The sequence below is a fragment of the Wolbachia endosymbiont of Nasonia oneida genome (assembly GCF_009012935.1).
GTDB classification, from domain to species: Bacteria; Pseudomonadota; Alphaproteobacteria; order Rickettsiales; family Anaplasmataceae; genus Wolbachia; species Wolbachia pipientis.
Genome location: NZ_QESS01000004.1, coordinates 113,902 through 128,968, shown reverse-complemented (window position 1 = coordinate 128,968; position 15,067 = coordinate 113,902). Strand labels below are relative to the sequence as shown.

16 protein-coding genes and 2 pseudogenes are annotated in these 15,067 nt (G+C 34.8%); 7 read left to right on the top strand and 11 right to left on the bottom strand.

The features are described from left to right. Positions 1-210: 210 nt before the first annotated feature. Positions 211-963 carry a 5'/3'-nucleotidase SurE gene (gene surE, locus DEF52_RS03350; RefSeq protein ID WP_010081939.1) on the top strand — a complete coding sequence of 251 codons (753 nt, stop codon included), beginning with the start codon at positions 211-213 and terminating at the stop codon, positions 961-963. A gap of 20 nt (positions 964-983) precedes the next feature. Here surE and hisS read toward each other — a convergent pair whose 3' ends face one another. Further along, a complete protein-coding gene (gene hisS / locus DEF52_RS03345) occupies positions 984-2,210 on the bottom strand; it encodes a histidine--tRNA ligase (RefSeq protein WP_151807848.1) in 1,227 nt (408 codons plus the stop codon). Next, positions 2,207-2,779 carry a NifU family protein gene (locus DEF52_RS03340; RefSeq protein WP_151807847.1) on the bottom strand — a complete coding sequence of 191 codons (573 nt, stop codon included), beginning with the start codon at positions 2,777-2,779 and terminating at the stop codon, positions 2,207-2,209. Before DEF52_RS03340 ends, hisS begins: the two co-directional genes overlap by 4 nt. 160 nt (positions 2,780-2,939) lie before the next feature. On the opposite strand from DEF52_RS03340, the gene DEF52_RS03335 reads away from it, so the two are divergent. Next, on the top strand, positions 2,940-3,200 hold the full coding sequence (locus tag DEF52_RS03335; protein ID WP_227738613.1) for a J domain-containing protein: 261 nt from the start codon (positions 2,940-2,942) through the stop codon (positions 3,198-3,200). A 19-nt stretch (positions 3,201-3,219) separates the two neighbouring features. Here the strand turns inward: DEF52_RS03335 and DEF52_RS03330 are convergent, their stop codons facing one another. After that, positions 3,220-4,749, bottom strand: a complete 1,530-nt coding sequence (locus DEF52_RS03330) for an N-acetylmuramoyl-L-alanine amidase (RefSeq protein WP_223823148.1) — start codon at positions 4,747-4,749, stop codon at positions 3,220-3,222. Between the two features lie 68 nt (positions 4,750-4,817). On the opposite strand from DEF52_RS03330, the gene DEF52_RS03325 reads away from it, so the two are divergent. From DEF52_RS03325 to DEF52_RS03315, 3 genes are all read left to right on the top strand, one after another. After that, a complete protein-coding gene (locus DEF52_RS03325; protein WP_010082675.1) occupies positions 4,818-4,988 on the top strand; it encodes a J domain-containing protein in 171 nt (56 codons plus the stop codon). 104 nt (positions 4,989-5,092) lie between these two features. Beyond that, a complete protein-coding gene (locus DEF52_RS03320; protein ID WP_151807846.1) occupies positions 5,093-6,322 on the top strand; it encodes a cytochrome b in 1,230 nt (409 codons plus the stop codon). Between the two features lie 368 nt (positions 6,323-6,690). Next, positions 6,691-7,449: a cytochrome c1 gene (locus DEF52_RS03315; protein WP_151807853.1), complete on the top strand. Its 759-nt coding sequence runs from the start codon at positions 6,691-6,693 to the stop codon at positions 7,447-7,449. 138 nt (positions 7,450-7,587) lie between these two features. Here the strand turns inward: DEF52_RS03315 and DEF52_RS07025 are convergent. After that, positions 7,588-7,686 (bottom strand): annotated as a pseudogene (locus DEF52_RS07025) (IS5 family transposase); the annotation flags it as partial. Positions 7,687-7,733: 47 nt separating this feature from the next. On the opposite strand from DEF52_RS07025, the pseudogene DEF52_RS03305 reads away from it, so the two are divergent. Next, positions 7,734-7,856 (top strand): annotated as a pseudogene (locus DEF52_RS03305) (IS630 transposase-related protein); the annotation flags it as partial. Between the two features lie 71 nt (positions 7,857-7,927). Next, positions 7,928-8,665 (top strand): tRNA pseudouridine(38-40) synthase TruA, encoded by a 738-nt coding sequence (gene truA, locus DEF52_RS03300; protein WP_012673356.1) that lies wholly within the window; start codon positions 7,928-7,930, stop codon positions 8,663-8,665. An 88-nt stretch (positions 8,666-8,753) separates the two neighbouring features. Here the strand turns inward: truA and dnaN are convergent, their stop codons facing one another. The 7 genes from dnaN to dnaX form a co-directional block, all read right to left on the bottom strand. Further along, positions 8,754-9,911 (bottom strand): DNA polymerase III subunit beta, encoded by a 1,158-nt coding sequence (dnaN, locus tag DEF52_RS03295; RefSeq protein ID WP_151807845.1) that lies wholly within the window; start codon positions 9,909-9,911, stop codon positions 8,754-8,756. A gap of 123 nt (positions 9,912-10,034) precedes the next feature. Next, positions 10,035-10,532 carry an invasion associated locus B family protein gene (locus DEF52_RS03290; RefSeq protein WP_151807844.1) on the bottom strand — a complete coding sequence of 166 codons (498 nt, stop codon included), beginning with the start codon at positions 10,530-10,532 and terminating at the stop codon, positions 10,035-10,037. Continuing rightward, positions 10,525-11,418, bottom strand: coding sequence for an RNA polymerase factor sigma-32 (locus tag DEF52_RS03285; protein ID WP_041582625.1), 894 nt, complete (start codon positions 11,416-11,418; stop codon positions 10,525-10,527). The genes DEF52_RS03290 and DEF52_RS03285 overlap by 8 nt, the downstream gene beginning before the upstream one ends. Positions 11,419-11,736: 318 nt before the next feature. Continuing rightward, positions 11,737-12,423 (bottom strand): acyloxyacyl hydrolase, encoded by a 687-nt coding sequence (locus tag DEF52_RS03280; protein ID WP_151807843.1) that lies wholly within the window; start codon positions 12,421-12,423, stop codon positions 11,737-11,739. 189 nt (positions 12,424-12,612) lie between these two features. After that, the gene (locus DEF52_RS06375) at positions 12,613-12,762 is read right to left on the bottom strand and encodes a hypothetical protein (protein WP_153296800.1); all 150 of its coding nucleotides are present in this window, start codon (positions 12,760-12,762) and stop codon (positions 12,613-12,615) included. Between the two features lie 288 nt (positions 12,763-13,050). Next, a complete protein-coding gene (locus DEF52_RS03275; protein ID WP_179951361.1) occupies positions 13,051-13,365 on the bottom strand; it encodes a YbaB/EbfC family nucleoid-associated protein in 315 nt (104 codons plus the stop codon). A gap of 21 nt (positions 13,366-13,386) precedes the next feature. Next, complete coding sequence (gene dnaX, locus DEF52_RS03270; protein WP_151807841.1) at positions 13,387-15,054, bottom strand: DNA polymerase III subunit gamma/tau; 1,668 nt, start codon at positions 15,052-15,054, stop codon at positions 13,387-13,389. Positions 15,055-15,067 lie beyond the last annotated feature (13 nt).

Here is a 15,067-nt window from a genome sequence, read left to right as displayed (position 1 = left end):
TCAGTTTCATGATAAGGGCGCTGGCGGAGTTTGTCAAGTAAGTTTTTTCGTTTCTATTGTAATGACAGTTATGGCCTGTGCAAGAAATCTATTGATTTACAGCAGGTTCTTTGTTACAGTCCACAGTTATGCAAAGAAACTTAAAGCCTCATGAGTTTATTTACAGCCAGTGGTTTACATAATTTGGAGCTGTATAGCTGAGTATTGTATATGATAATATTAATAACAAACGATGATGGTTTTGGAAGTGAAGGAATAAAATTACTCAAAGAGGTTGCACGGAATTTTGCGTCAGAGATATGGATAGTGGCACCAGATACTGATAGAAGCGGAGCTGCAAGATCTCTTGATTATCCAGTGAAACAATCTATTGGAATAAAACAACATAGTGAAAGGGAATTTAGTGTGTCTGGTACTCCTGCAGATTGTGTCATTATTGCGCTAAATAAAGTTATGAATAAAAAACCAGACTTAATATTGTCCGGAGTAAATATTGGATCAAATGTCGGGGACGATATTTGTTATTCAGGAACAATTGGTGCTGTAATGGAAGGTGCTGCAAGGTCTATACCTTCTATTGCGCTAAGCCAAGTTTATCATGATAAAATAGACTGGCACAATACAAAGGTTTTTGCACCAAAGGTTATTGCCAAGCTAGTTAAGGTTGGTTGGCCTAAAAACATAGTGATGAGTGTAAATTTTCCTGCTACGGAAAAAGTAAAAGGAGTAGAATTTGCTGAACAAGGTGAATATAACATTGATGGGGATTTAACTTTTACTGAAAATTCGAATGGCTCTTTTAGCTTAAATTGGTCTCGAGAGCACTCAGGCAGTGGTAGTATAAATAAAATAAAAGAAGGATTTATTACTATTACACCGGTAAAATTAGATTTTACAGATTATGATACATTGAATACTATGAAAAATTCTTGTGCAGACGAATTTTCTTCTATAGCTGACTGAGAAAAACATTTGCATTGCTCCTAATAGATATTTTCTATTGTGTTATCGCGAGCAATTATTTTTTCTTCACCTGTATTCATGTTTTTAATCTTTAAAGTTTTACTACTCAATTCTTCATCGCCAAAAATTAAAGCAGCTTTAGCATTTGCTTGATTTGCTTTTTTCATTCGGGTTCTGAGCGTTCCGCTATATTCATAGATTACATATAAACCATTTCTGCGCAATTCATTCGCAAGTGTTAGGGTATATTCTTCAACCTCTCTACCGATTGGAATTAGGTAAATAGGTCGCTCTTCTTTCGGAGAATAATTGATTAACTCCATTATGCGCTCAATACCCCCTGCAAATCCTATTGCTGGAGTGTGTTTTCCACCTACTGAAGATACTAAATTATCGTATCTTCCACCGGCAAAAACTGCCCCTTGTGCACCTAAATCCTCTGTAACAAACTCAAACACTGTGTGGCAATAATAATCCAAACCTCGAACTAGTTTATTGTTTACGGTATAAGGTATATCAAGAATTGTTAATCCATTTAGTATTTGTTCAAAGAAATCTGAGGACTCTTTCGTATAATAATTGCTGATTTTGGGCGCATCAGAAATTATTGATTTATCTTTCTCGTCCTTGGAATCCAGTATTCTGAGTGGGTTTTTGATCAACCTATTTTTGCTATCTTCTGATAGATCATTTTGATACTTTGTAAAGTATAAGATCAAAGCTTCTCTATATTTAGTTATTGTTTCACCATCACCTAAAGAGTTGATTTCCAGCTTTACATTTTTATTGATGCCAAATTCAGTTAGTAAGTGCTGAGCGAGTGATATCAATTCAATATCAGCTTTTGGATCTTCTATGCCAAAAACCTCAAAATTTATCTGATGAAATTGCCTTTGTCTTCCCTTTTGCGGTCTTTCATAGCGAAATGCAGGTCCTGTTGAGAATAATTTTATCGGTGTTTGCAGTTTTTTTTCAATGAGTAGCCTGACAATCGCTGCAGTGAACTCAGGACGTAAAGTTATGCTCTTTCCCCCTTTATCATTGAAGCTATACATCTCTTTAGTGATGATATCTGAGCTATCACCTAAGGTTTTTGTAAAAACCTCCGTGTATTCAAATATCGGAGTTTGAGCAGGCAAAAAGCCATATAGATTTGAGATTCTGCTTGCTGTTTGCTCTATGTGTTTAAACTTGTACCATTCATCAAACAGGAGATCTTTTGTTCCTCTAACCGTTTGATTAGTCATAGTGTGGTCTCTATACCTGCAATCTCTGGTATGTGGTAGCTCAGCATATTTTGCACTCCTTGCTTTAAAGTAATTGCAGCACTTGGGCATCCAGAGCAAGCTCCTTGTAACTCAACATAAACTATCCCGTCTTTATAGCCACGAAATTTGATATCGCCACCATCTTGAGCAACTGCAGGTTTGATATAACTTTCCATTAATTCTTTTATTCTATTTACAATTTCTATATCATTTTTATCAAAAAATTCTTCATCCGGTATATTATTATCATTTACTCCTTCTTTATCTAGTGCTTTTCCACCTGAAGTAAAGTGATCCATGATTGTAGTTAAAATTTCTACTTTTAATGTATCCCAATTAATTCCACCCAATTTTGTTACTGAAATAAAATCATGACCAAAAAACACTCTTACCACATGTTCTATTTGAAAAAGATTTGCTGCTAGTTTAGAATTTTTTATCTCATTTGCATTTGAAAAATCAGCCGTTTCTCCTTCGTTTAAAATTTCAAATCCAGGAAGGAATTTTAGCGTATTTGGGTTTGGTGTTTCTTCAATCTGGATGAACATGTTATTTACCATGACAATTATAATTGTTACTATTTAATCATAAAATGATAAAAAAATATACATGTCATTCATCTTTTTTCTTTTTTTAGTATTCATAGTAATTACATTTGTCTTGCCTAGCGTTGTTATATTTTTTCTTTTCCTGACAAAAAAAAATAATATGAGTTTCATGATGAACTCTATATTGAGTAAGTTTTTGAACGAATTTAGTAGCAGTAGAAGTTATACTGAAAATTACACTGGTGATAACATGTCCAAGGATGAAGCATTAAAGATACTGGGGCTGAATCCTGAGGCAAGTCAAAATGAAATCAATAAAGCATATCAAAATTTAATGAAATTAGTTCACCCAGATAAGGGAGGCTCGGAATATTTTGCGCAAAAGCTAAATGCGGCACGTGATAAATTGTTAAAAAAGTGATCTTAAAAAAAGTTTTCGTTTAACGAATTTCTTCCTTTGCTTTTTCTAAATACTCCAATATTGCTTCATGTAGTGCAGTCCATGTTATCTGTTCTTCCAGGGAAGGTATAAATTCTTGTCTCCAAGCATTCTTAAACTCCTGAAACCACTGTTTTTCAAAACCCTGAAATTCTAAAGAAATATCTACTTTAAAGCTATCAATTAAACTGGAAACTTCTGCAGCTTTAGAGCTATCTAGTGATTTTAAAGATAACACTCCACTCTTTAAAATCTCTAACTCTTCCAATACATTAAGCTTAAATGGTTTATAGAGTGAAGACCATATGCGATATCTTAAATAAGAATCATAGTATAACTTAATTTTGTACATTAAAGTGGTAGATGCATCAGGAGAAATGTTATTCTCATATTGTGCAAGAGAAGATAATAAATTCTCATAATCTACTTTGCTTAAACATGGTTGTAGAGTCGATTTAATTTTTTCACTAAAGGTTAGATAACTAGAAGAAATGCCATGACTATATTCACTAAAGAATTCAGGAAATATATCTGCTTGTTCTAGTTTAAGAGGTAGATCTTTTCTAATTTCTCTTGGTAAATTATGTATTGAAAACTGATAAATAACCCATACAAAATTCTCATCAAACTCATCTGAGTAATCAGCATTATTATCAGGAAAAATTACATTACCTTTCTTATCATTCCAAGGTTCTATCTTATAGAAAAATCTGTTCAGCCTTTGTTTTAATTTCAAAATACCTTCATTTCTATCACCTGCTTTATACAATGTTTTGCCCATTTTGTGTTTAGCATCTTTAGGGTTTATTCTGTCACTTATGTGCAATCCAATTTCATTTTTCTCTAATAACTCCCAATCAAACAATTTGTGTGGATCTGGTTTACGCATTGTATAGCCAAGCTCTGGATCATACACTATAGTTCCTATTTCAGAATGACTAAATATCATATCCCTTTTAATTTTAAAACGCTCCATAAGGTATAAAATCAGCTCTTTAACAGATCTCATTTGCTCTTCCGGAAAAGGCTCAAGTCCTGTGTTTACAATTTCAATACCTACAGAATAGTTGTTAAGCTTCCGTAACTCTTCAAGCTTACTATCTACCTTAACTCTTGCATAACTAATACCAGCATGCCATGCTTCTTTCTCTAATGGAACCATTAAGGTGATGCTGCCATCCCTATCGACAATAAAATGAACTGACAATCCTCTAGCATTCAGCGTATCTTTTGTACCTTTTAGTGTTGATGTTTCAGTATGGTGAACTATAACCATTAACACTTTTTTACCTGCCCTATCACCATAATTTAAAGCTGAAGCTGGATCTAAAAATAACAAATCCTGATCTTTCAATAATGGTAATTTTTCTTGTAAATCTTGAAAATCATTCTCGATATTGCTTGAACTGGATACTTGCCCAGATATGAGAAATGCTGAGACAGTAATCAGTAAAACTAATAAATATTTGTTGACTTTAGATAGTTGGATTTTCATACCATCTTCATAAACACTTTGTAGATAATTTTTCATTATATAGTTAGAATAGGGTTGTTGAATAAATTTACAAGACAAAATCATACTAGTCTGGTAGTAGTAACATGTTCAGAGATGGAGCATTTAAAGTGCTAGGAATAGATTCTGGAGCGAACCAAAATGAAATCAATAAAGCATATCAAAATTTAATGAAATTAGTTCACCCAGATAAAGGAGGCTCGGAATATTTTGCACAAAAATTAAACGCAGCACGTGACAGGTTGCTGAAGAGGTAATTAATATTGCTTTAAAGTTTTTATTTGTGCGTAAAGGATAAGTTGCTACAATAAAAAAATAAGATAAAAGTAGCAATGGACATGTGTTCAGAAAGGTTTAAGTTATGCAGGAAGATAACAAAAAAGAAACAATAAAAGAAGAAAAAGGCATATTAGGATGGATAGAATATAGATTGCCTATATTTTCTTTTCTAAGACACACTGCTTCTTACCAAGTGCCAAAAAACTTAAATTATGCTTGGAACTTTGGCTCTTTGGCTGGTATAGCGCTGATTTTACAAATAATAACAGGTATATTTCTTGCTATGCACTACACTCCGCATGTTGATTATGCGTTTAATAGTGTAGAGCGCATAATGCGGGATGTGAATTACGGGTGGTTAATACGCTACACTCACGCTGTTGGAGCATCGCTCTTCTTTATGGTAGTCTATGTTCATATAATGCGTGGATTATATTACGGATCTTATAAAAGACCGAGAGAGATGGTGTGGTTTATTGGAATATTTATATTTTTTGCAATGATGGCAACTGCCTTTATGGGATATGTATTGCCTTGGGGACAAATGAGTTTCTGGGGTGCAACAGTTATAACCAACTTATTTTCTGCTATACCTTTAATTGGCAATAAAATAGTTATATGGTTATGGGGTGGTTTTTCAGTGGATAACCCAACACTTAACCGTTTTTTCGCTCTGCATTATCTTCTGCCTTTTGTTATTATTGCTTTAGCTATGCTTCATGTGATAGCTCTGCATAGGTTTGGCTCTGGTAACCCAAGTGGAGTGGAGGTAAAATCAGATAAGGATACCATCCCTCTCTATCCTTATTATATAGTCAAGGATTGCATAACTTTTGGTCTGTTTTTTGTAGTTTTGTTCGCATTTGTTTTCTATGCTCCCAATTATCTTGGGCATCCAGACAATTATATAGAAGCTGATTCTATGGTCACTCCGGTACATATAGTGCCAGAGTGGTATTTTTTACCTTTTTATGCAATGCTACGTTCAATTCCAGATAAACTTACTGGTGTGCTTACCATGTTTGCGTCTATTTTAGTGTGGTTTTTGTTACCTTGGCTTGATAAATCAAAAGTTAAAAGTGGTGCTTATCGCCCGGTGTTTAAGAAATTTTTTTGGGTTTTTGCAATAAATTTTGTACTTCTTGCCTGGCTTGGAGGACAAGAGGTAAAAGAGCATTACATCACTATGAGTAGGCTATCTACTCTTTATTACTTTGCATACTTTGTGATAGTTTTACCACTGCTTAGTAAGTATGAAAAGCCAAAAGAACCACCAAAAACCTTAAGTGATTCTGTGCCGGAGATGAGGTGATGTCAATTCAAAGCAGATCTCTTACAAAATTCTCTGTCATCCCAGAGCTCTCTTCTGTCATCCCAGAGCCCTCTTTTGTCATCCCAGTGCTTGACACTGGGATCCAGAAAAAAAATAAATGGATTCCAGCATCATGTACACAATTGTATGAACGTTGTATACAACACACAGTGTCATTCCACTATCTTCCGTTGTCATCCCAGTGCTTGACACTGGGATCCAGGTATAAAAATACTTACAAATCATGCAATGGACAACAGATTCTAGGAGTGCATGATAACCATAATGTCAGTGATGAAATAAGCTGGATTCCAGTGTCAGCTACTTGCATGACATCAATTCGAAATTTACTAAAACAGTGGTTATGCATGGGATCTAATGTATTTGCAATCTTCTGCATGTTATTTCTATCTAGTCTTATATCTGCAGAAGAATTTAAATCATTACCAAATAAGAAAATAGACTGGAAATTTGATGGAATTGTCGGATCTTTCGATAGAGAGTCAATTCAGCGTGGCTATAAAGTGTATAAAGAAGTCTGTGCTGCTTGTCATTCAATGAATAGGGTAGCATTTCGTAATTTGCAAGATGTCGGTTTTTCTGAAGAAGATGTAAAACAAATAGCAGCTTCTTATCAAGTTAAAGATGGTCCGAATGATTTGGGTGAAATGTTTAACAGACCTGGAGTACCTTCGGATTATTTTATTGCGCCTTTTGATACAAAAGAAGCAGCTGCAGCAAGCAACAATGGTGCAGTCCCACCAGACTTATCATTAATTATTAAAGCAAGGCATGATGGTGCAAATTATGTCTATTCATTGTTAACAGGCTATCAAAACGGCGAACACGATGAAAATGATTTATATTTTAATTCGTATTTTCCAACAGGCAGATTAGCTATGGCGCCACCACTTTCTGAAGGAATGGTGGAATATGATGGTGCAAGGCAAGCCACAGTTGAAAATATGGCGTATGATGTGATAAATTTTTTACAATGGGCAGCAGAGCCAGAATTAGAGCGCCGGCATAAACTTGGATTAAAAGTAGTGGCGTATTTTATAATTTTAACAGTGTTTTTTGTATTAACTAACAACAAAGTTTGGAGCAAGCTCTATAAAAAGAAGTGATAGTCAATTTTGCCTCAAGCACAATGGTTGTCATCCAAGTAGCTAACACTGGTTCCTTTATGACGGTGTCATCCGAGTAGCTGACACTGGGATGGCTTTGTCGCATCGTACCTTATACGGTAATAATTTACGATAAATTCATGTAGCCATTTCGAATTTAGCCATACCAATGTCAGTAAATTTATTAAGCAAATAGCACTTAATGAGCAGTTCTTTTTCACGATTTATAGCTCTTTTCATAGAAGTCCGGATGTGATAAGGATAGATAATGATAAGGAGGTTGAATGCCAGCAGCATATAGTTATGATTTAAGAAAAAAAGCAATGGAGGCGCTAGACGAAGGAGAAAGCAGAGAAGCAGTGGCAGCAAGATTTAAGATTGGACGAACTACTTTATGGGAGTGGCAGCACTGTAGGCTTGACCATAAATTATGTTAAGATAGAAAATGACTATTTTAGATAGAGCTTGATGTAATGCAGTGCGATACAAAATAACGGTAGAATATAATGGTAGTAGTTTCTCTGGTTGGCAAAAACAGCAACACTCTGCTAACTCAATCCAGGAGAAGATAGAAAATGCTATATTTAATTTTAGTGGTGAGAAAATTGCCTTGTACTGTGGTGGAAGGACCGATGCTGGGGTTCATGCTTTAGGACAAGTTGCTCATTTTGATATGGAAAAGGAATGTGAGCTTTATAGAATAAGAAACGCAATAAATTATCATTTAAAATCAATTCCTATAGTTGTGCTTAATGCAGAAGTTGTAGATGATGCGTTTCACGCACGGTTTTCAGCAAAAAAAAGATATTACGAATACAGAATAGTTAATCGCTATGCTCCTGCCGCTCTGGAGACGGGTTATGTATGGCAAGTGTTTAGCCCACTTGATGTAAATATTATGCGTGAAGCTGCTAAACATCTACTTGGAAAACATGACCTTTCAAGTTTTCGTTCAAAAGATTGTCACGCCGCAAATCCGATAAGAACAATTGATGATATCGATATAGTACAAAACGGGAATCATATACACATCAAAATATCTGCTATTTCCTTTTTACATAACCAAGTGAGGATTATTGCGGGTACTTTAGTTGAATTTGGAAAAAATAGAACCAATCCGCAAGAAATGCTACATATATTAAGCCAATGCAAAAGAAGTGCTGCTGGGGTTACCGCGCCGCCTTTTGGCTTGTATTTGGTAAAGATAGATTACTAATTTAATAAAAAGTAACGTTCTTAGTGAAATAAGTGTCATACCGCCGCAGTATCTCCAGATCTCGCTAACAAGCAGCGAGATGACGAGTTTAAGTTCTCATTGGCATCACTACATATAATACACTTGAATCATCTTCATCAGTGATAATTGTAGCACTATTACCATCGGCTAAGCTAAACTTACATTTATTTTTTATGCAAGATAGAACATCAAGCAAATAACGCGAGTTGAACCCTATTTCTATAGGGGCTTCATTGTAGTCCACTTCTATGGATTCAGTTGCATCACTGCACTCTTGGGAGTTTGAATGCAGAGTTAGCAGCTTTTCTTGTAGTGAGAATTTAATAGATTTTACTTTATCAGATACAACAACGGAAACTCGATCTATAACATCTGAAAGTTTTTTACTTTCAATAATCATATGCTTATCTTGAGATGCTGGAATAACTGCTTTATAATTTGGAAAAGTCCCATCTATTAATTTTGATATTAGAATATATTCACCGCATGTAAGCTTGATTTTTCTGTCTGAGAGTTTTACTTTAATTTCATTACAATCGTCCAATATTTTTAACAGCTCCATAACAGTTTTACGTGGAATGATCACACCAAATTCGCCATTGATGTTCCCAGGCTTTGGCCTCTTTATACATGATAAACGATGGCCATCAGTTGCAACGCAGTACAGAAATTGCTCATCTGTATGTAGATATATTCCATTTAAATTATACCTTGTATCATCTAGTGATACAGCAAATTTTGTTTTAGTTAATAAGTCTATCAGGTCCGTATTTAGTAGAGTAAAATCATGTTTATAATTGTCTTCTTCAAGAGCAGGAAAGCTGCTTGAAACTACATTCGGTAAAGAAAAGTTTGCATTTCCGCAAGACATCAATAATTTTCCTTGGTTGTTTACTTCAAAATTGACATCCAAATCAGCGGGTAACTTCTTCACTATGTCATGTAAAGTATGCGCTGAAATTTTTACTTCTCCTTCTGTTAATACGGTTGCAGCAAGTGAGGCAAACATTGAAATGTCAAGATCAGTTGCCATTAATTTTATGCTGCCGTGTTGTGCTTTGATATTTATACACGCCAAAACATCTATTGCATTACGCCTTTCAACCACTCCACTTACTCTGGATAATGTATTTAAAAGACTTGTGCGGCTCACGCTAAAACGCATCTGCTCGCACACAGAATTTTGCTTTTTGATTTCTGTATCTACACCTGCAACCTCTGACATTGCTAACTCTCAAAAATATATTTTAAATGATATCCACATCCCATATAAAGTAAAGTGCTATTTATCGAAAGGGCAGTCTGTTTTATACTATAACTGGAAAATTACCTATTCTGTTACAATAATTTACTTTGTATGGCATAAATCATGCATTTTTTGATACGCTTTTTGAAAACCAAGTAGGGAATAAGTATCATCAATGGTTACTGTTTTTGCTTTTCCATTCACTACCATTGATAATCCCTGCTTCATTTTTAGAATGAGATCTTGATCTATTTTTGTATGCTCTGCCCACGCAAAACTTCCCTGTATTATAGGCAATGTATATTTAATTTTTTTATCGATATTGAGAGCTACAGGCTCCTTGTCATACTGAAAACCAGAGGTAACGCTTACCTCATCTGCTTTTTTATCAACATAACTAACTATTACATACGGCTTGCGATTGGTTGTATAATATTCGCTTTTTTTTTTAGGATAGGATACAATATAACATACTTTCTCTCCATCTTCCAATGCAGTATACACGAGCCAATCTTTATATTTTTCCTTCAGTTGCACATCACTAACTGATGCAAAAGCGTCTATCGAAAAAAATATTAGAAATATAAAAAAACTACGCATGCAAACAAAATTTCAAACTTTCAGATTGTATATATTGTTTTACCTTAGCCATCGCCTGCTCAGCCAACTGCCTTATTCTTTCTCTTGAAACACAATATTTTTTACTAAGTTCATCCAGAGTTTGAATGTTTTCAGACAAATATCTACTGATAAAAATGTCTCTTGCCCTTTCGTTGAGGCTCGCTAGTGCATTGTTTAAAATTGCTTCTTTTAATTCTTTTTCTTCATGATTCTGATAGGTTACTTCTTGACTAACCAAGTTACATGGGATCATATCTTGTAGCTCCCTTTTAGAGTCATCACCTATTTTTATGCAATCGTTTAGCGACTGATCCTTACAAGCCATACGGTAATTCATCTGCAGAACGTCTCCTTCGGATACAGAAAGCTCATTAGATATTGCTTTTATTTCTTCATTATTTAAGGTTTCCCTGTTTGTATACTGTAAAATTCTTTTTTTTATTTTACGTAAACTAAAAAACAATCTTCTTTGTGCTTGCGTTGTGCCTATTTTCACAAACGACCAAGATTTCAATATAAAGTCTTTTATTGAAGCTTCAATCCACCACACCGCATAAGTTGAAAAACGAAACCCTAAATCAGGATTAAACTTTTTCACTGCATGCATTAAACCCATATTTCCTTCCATGACCAGGTCCATCAACAATAGTCCATAATTTTTGAATTTCATTGCAATTTTCACTACCAAATTCAAATGGCTGGTAATCAATTTATGAGCAGAAGAAACATCCTTATATTGGTTCCAATTTTTTGCTAATCGTACCTCTTCCTCTTGAGACAGCATAGGAAATTTTTGCACCCTAGCAATATATTGCATGAGATTGGTTCTGCTATCGACACATAAGTTTGCCATTGAGGTCAACATAACAACTTAAATTAAAACTTCATGCATATAATATATTGATTTTCCAGCAAAAATTCAAGCTTTGATTTGAAAAAAGTACAAATTTTCCATCTAATTTCTTGGAGACAGTAGGCCGCAGTGTTAGCTAATTGGATAACATTATGTAACTTTAGATGATATTCTACCAGTACAATGGTAAACATTATAGCTTAAACACATAGCAAATAGTGTTATTCCAGTGCCTTGACACTGGAATCCACATTTCTTTTTTCTAGATCCCAGTGTCATGCTACTTGAATGACAAGAAAAAACCCACTGGGATAACAAGACTGAGATAGACTAAAAATTAAACGCTACTCCAGCTTCTGCACCAACAGTGCTGTAAAGGACTGTATGTCCTCCTTTGTCTTTCTCACCACCGCTTTTATCGAAATTAGCACCATAAGAACCGAAATAACGAGCTCCAGCATAAAGTTTGACTTCTGGAGTTACATCATAACTAACACCAGCTTTTACTTGACCAGCAAAACCAAATTTACTTTTTTGATCATTCACAGCGTCTTTCAAAGGAGTGCTAATATACGCTGCACCAACACCAACACCAACATATGGAGTGATAGGCATATCTTCAATTGCTATATCGTAATAAACGTTAACTAGCCCTGAAATTGCTGTTAAACTGTCTGCAATAGTATCTGGCTTAAATTCTGCATCTGTAACATCATTTTTGTTTAGGTATGAATAAACTCCTTCAACATCAACCCTGATGTCGTCCATTTTGTAACCAAATGCACCACCACCAGCTATAAAAGATGGTTTTAATGGACTGTAATCACTCTTGTCTTTCTTATAGGTAATACCATCAACTTTTGTGAAAAGAGGTAAAAATTCACCGTTGTATTGCAAACGAACGTAGTAGCTAGTTTCTTCATCACTTATTGGACCAACAGGATCTGAAAAAGCAGAGTTTGATAAACTTAGCAACGTTGCTAAAGCGGCTGCTGAAAAAAACTTTTTATAATGCATAATTGTCCTCGTAAAAAAAATTAAAATTCCACTTTAGCAGTCTAAGTAACAACTAAAGTTAAGTCAAGTGCTAACTTAATAACACAAAATATTCTACATTTTAACTAATTTTTAGGAGAAGACAAAGATTTTATTAATGAATAAATACGACTTTTGATTTTTTGGTATAGCTAACATAGGTAAGATTTACTATCGAAAGACCTCGTCATTCCGCTGCTTGTTAGCGGATGAGATACCGCGAATGAATCCATAACTACACGAACATTGCAATTTGAGTCTACCAGGAGGGCAATGCCTCTTATTCAAGTACCCTCTTCTTGTCATCCCAGTGCTTGACACTGGGATCCAGGAATTTTATTAAGTTGGTAAGCATAAAAGTAGCCATTTTATGTTAAAGCACAACGTTCTTGATGAGATTACGGCAATGCTGGATCCCAGTGTCTGAGCACTGGGATGACACCATTTGCTGTGCAATTTACTTTCAAAAATGAATGTTCGTACAGCTATGGAATGAATCACGGTATGACGTAGGGCTGTGCTAGCTATAGGTGCATTATATGAAGAAGTACTAGCGTTGGGAATATTAGAAAAAAAATACTTACACTAAAAGAAACTTCAGTAGTAAATTCAAAAAGGAAGTTTAAACCCAGATGGTAAACCCATCATACCTGCAAGATCAGAAGTTGCATTCGCCATATCTTCTTCTGCTTTTTTAACGGCATCATTAAACGCTGCTGTTACTAAATCCTCTACTATATCTTTTTCCTCATTTCTCATAAGTTCTAAGTCTATGTTCACCTTTTTAGCTTTATAGCTACCTATTTTTATGACTTCCACTAATACAGAAACTTTGCCACCACCAGAAATACCTTGAAACTCTTTTCCAATATATTTTTCTTGAGCTTCTGCAAGCTTTTTTTGCATCTCTTGCGCTTGTTTCATTATTTGACTAAAATCCACAACTTACTCCTTATTTTCTATATTAACTACTTTTGCACCTTTAAACGTGTCAAGTATATCCTTAACTGCAGGTGCATAATTTAAATTACTCACTTCCCTGTTTATATAACCCGTATCAACTGCAATAACCCACTCTTGCTGAGTCACCTGGTTTAAGTAATTTTTTAAATCATTGCAAAAATTACTATCCAACTTAGATACAGCTTTTAATTTTAAATATCCAGGTTTACAATCTATTAATTGTAGATTATTACACAGTTGTTTGTAAAGATAAATTTGGTTACTTCGCCTTAATAGTTGCAAAATCTTATCAAAATCGTAATTTTGTTGTTTATTTTCCACATGGATCCCAGTGTCACGCACTGGGATGACAGAGTGGGGTTGTTGTTTACTTTCCACATATTTTTTTGGATCCGAATAGTCAGCTACTGGGATGACAGAGTGGGGTTGTTGTTTACTTTCCACATATTTTTTTGGATCTGAGTAGTCAGCTACTTGGATGACAGAGGGGGAAGGTGCAACAGGTCTGCCCTGTCTATTTCCTTGCTCTGCATTCTGTGAAAGAATTTTTTTGATCACCTGTTCTGGAGAAGGTAGATCAGAGAGATAGCAAAGACTAATTAACATCATTTCAGCAGCAACATCGTTGCATGTTGAAGTTTTTATATCTTGAATACCTTTAAGCAACATCTTCCACAATCTCGAAAAAAATATTAAAGATCTCTTTATACTTAAATCTTTTATCCTATTCTTTTCATGCTCTGTAACTGCATTATCAATCTCTTTTGTAATCAAAAAACGGCATACTAACTGAATTGTTTGCAATAGACCTTCAAAAATACTAAGTGGGTTTGCTGTTTTTACCGCCTTGTCAAACACTGATAGAGCTTTCTGTAAATCACCTTCTAATATTGCCCCTAATAGATCGAATATAATATCTTTATCCACTAGGCCAAGTATGTCTGTCACATTTTTAGTGGATATTGCACCATCTTTGCTATATAGCACTGCTTGATTCATCAAAAACAAGGCGTTACGCATTGAATTTCCAGAGTGTCGTGCAATTAATTCTAATGCTCCCTTTTCAATGGAATAACTCTCTTTTTGTGCAACATCATTTAAACGTTCCACTATTTTAGCTACAGGAATGTTGTGTAAATCAAATCTTTGACAACGTGCAATAATAGTTATTGGTATCTTTTTTATTTCCGTAGTTGCTAAAATGAACTTTACACTAGATGGTGGCTCTTCTAGGGTTTTAAGTAATGCGTTAAATGCACTGCTAGATAGCATGTGTACTTCATCTATAATGTAGACTTTGAATTTAGAGCTTATAGGTGAATAGCAAATATCTCCCAGGATTACTTTAATATCGTCAATGCTAGTGTGACTTGCTGCATCGATTTCAATTACATCTGGATGGCTTGAATTTTTTATTGCTAGACAATTTTCACATGATCCGCAAGGTTCAAAAATTGGCCCCAGGGAACAATTCAAACATAAAGCTATTATCCTTGCAGTGGTGGTTTTACCAACTCCACTACTACCAGAGAGCAGTATAGATTGTGGGATTTTGTTTAAAATAAAAGCATTTTCTAATACACGCACTAATATATCTTGACCTACTAGATCTTTGAAGCTACTAGGACGATGTTTTAATGCTATATTCATAGCCTCGGATAAA

Excerpts from the sequence above, each read along its gene's own strand:
- surE (WP_010081939.1), top strand. The coding sequence starts at position 211 with ATGATAATATTAATAACAAACGATGATGGTTTTGGAAGTGAAGGAATA.
- hisS (WP_151807848.1), bottom strand. The coding sequence starts at position 2,210 with ATGACTAATCAAACGGTTAGAGGAACAAAAGATCTCCTGTTTGATGAA.
- DEF52_RS03340 (WP_151807847.1), bottom strand. The coding sequence starts at position 2,779 with ATGTTCATCCAGATTGAAGAAACACCAAACCCAAATACGCTAAAATTC.
- DEF52_RS03335 (WP_227738613.1), top strand. The coding sequence starts at position 2,940 with ATGAGTTTCATGATGAACTCTATATTGAGTAAGTTTTTGAACGAATTT.
- DEF52_RS03330 (WP_223823148.1), bottom strand. The coding sequence starts at position 4,749 with ATGAAAAATTATCTACAAAGTGTTTATGAAGATGGTATGAAAATCCAA.
- DEF52_RS03325 (WP_010082675.1), top strand. The coding sequence starts at position 4,818 with ATGTTCAGAGATGGAGCATTTAAAGTGCTAGGAATAGATTCTGGAGCG.
- DEF52_RS03320 (WP_151807846.1), top strand. The coding sequence starts at position 5,093 with ATGCAGGAAGATAACAAAAAAGAAACAATAAAAGAAGAAAAAGGCATA.
- DEF52_RS03315 (WP_151807853.1), top strand. The coding sequence starts at position 6,691 with ATGGGATCTAATGTATTTGCAATCTTCTGCATGTTATTTCTATCTAGT.
- dnaN (WP_151807845.1), bottom strand. The coding sequence starts at position 9,911 with ATGTCAGAGGTTGCAGGTGTAGATACAGAAATCAAAAAGCAAAATTCT.
- DEF52_RS03290 (WP_151807844.1), bottom strand. The coding sequence starts at position 10,532 with ATGCGTAGTTTTTTTATATTTCTAATATTTTTTTCGATAGACGCTTTT.
- DEF52_RS03285 (WP_041582625.1), bottom strand. The coding sequence starts at position 11,418 with ATGTTGACCTCAATGGCAAACTTATGTGTCGATAGCAGAACCAATCTC.
- DEF52_RS03280 (WP_151807843.1), bottom strand. The coding sequence starts at position 12,423 with ATGCATTATAAAAAGTTTTTTTCAGCAGCCGCTTTAGCAACGTTGCTA.
- DEF52_RS03275 (WP_179951361.1), bottom strand. The coding sequence starts at position 13,365 with ATGAAACAAGCGCAAGAGATGCAAAAAAAGCTTGCAGAAGCTCAAGAA.
- dnaX (WP_151807841.1), bottom strand. The coding sequence starts at position 15,054 with ATGAATATAGCATTAAAACATCGTCCTAGTAGCTTCAAAGATCTAGTA.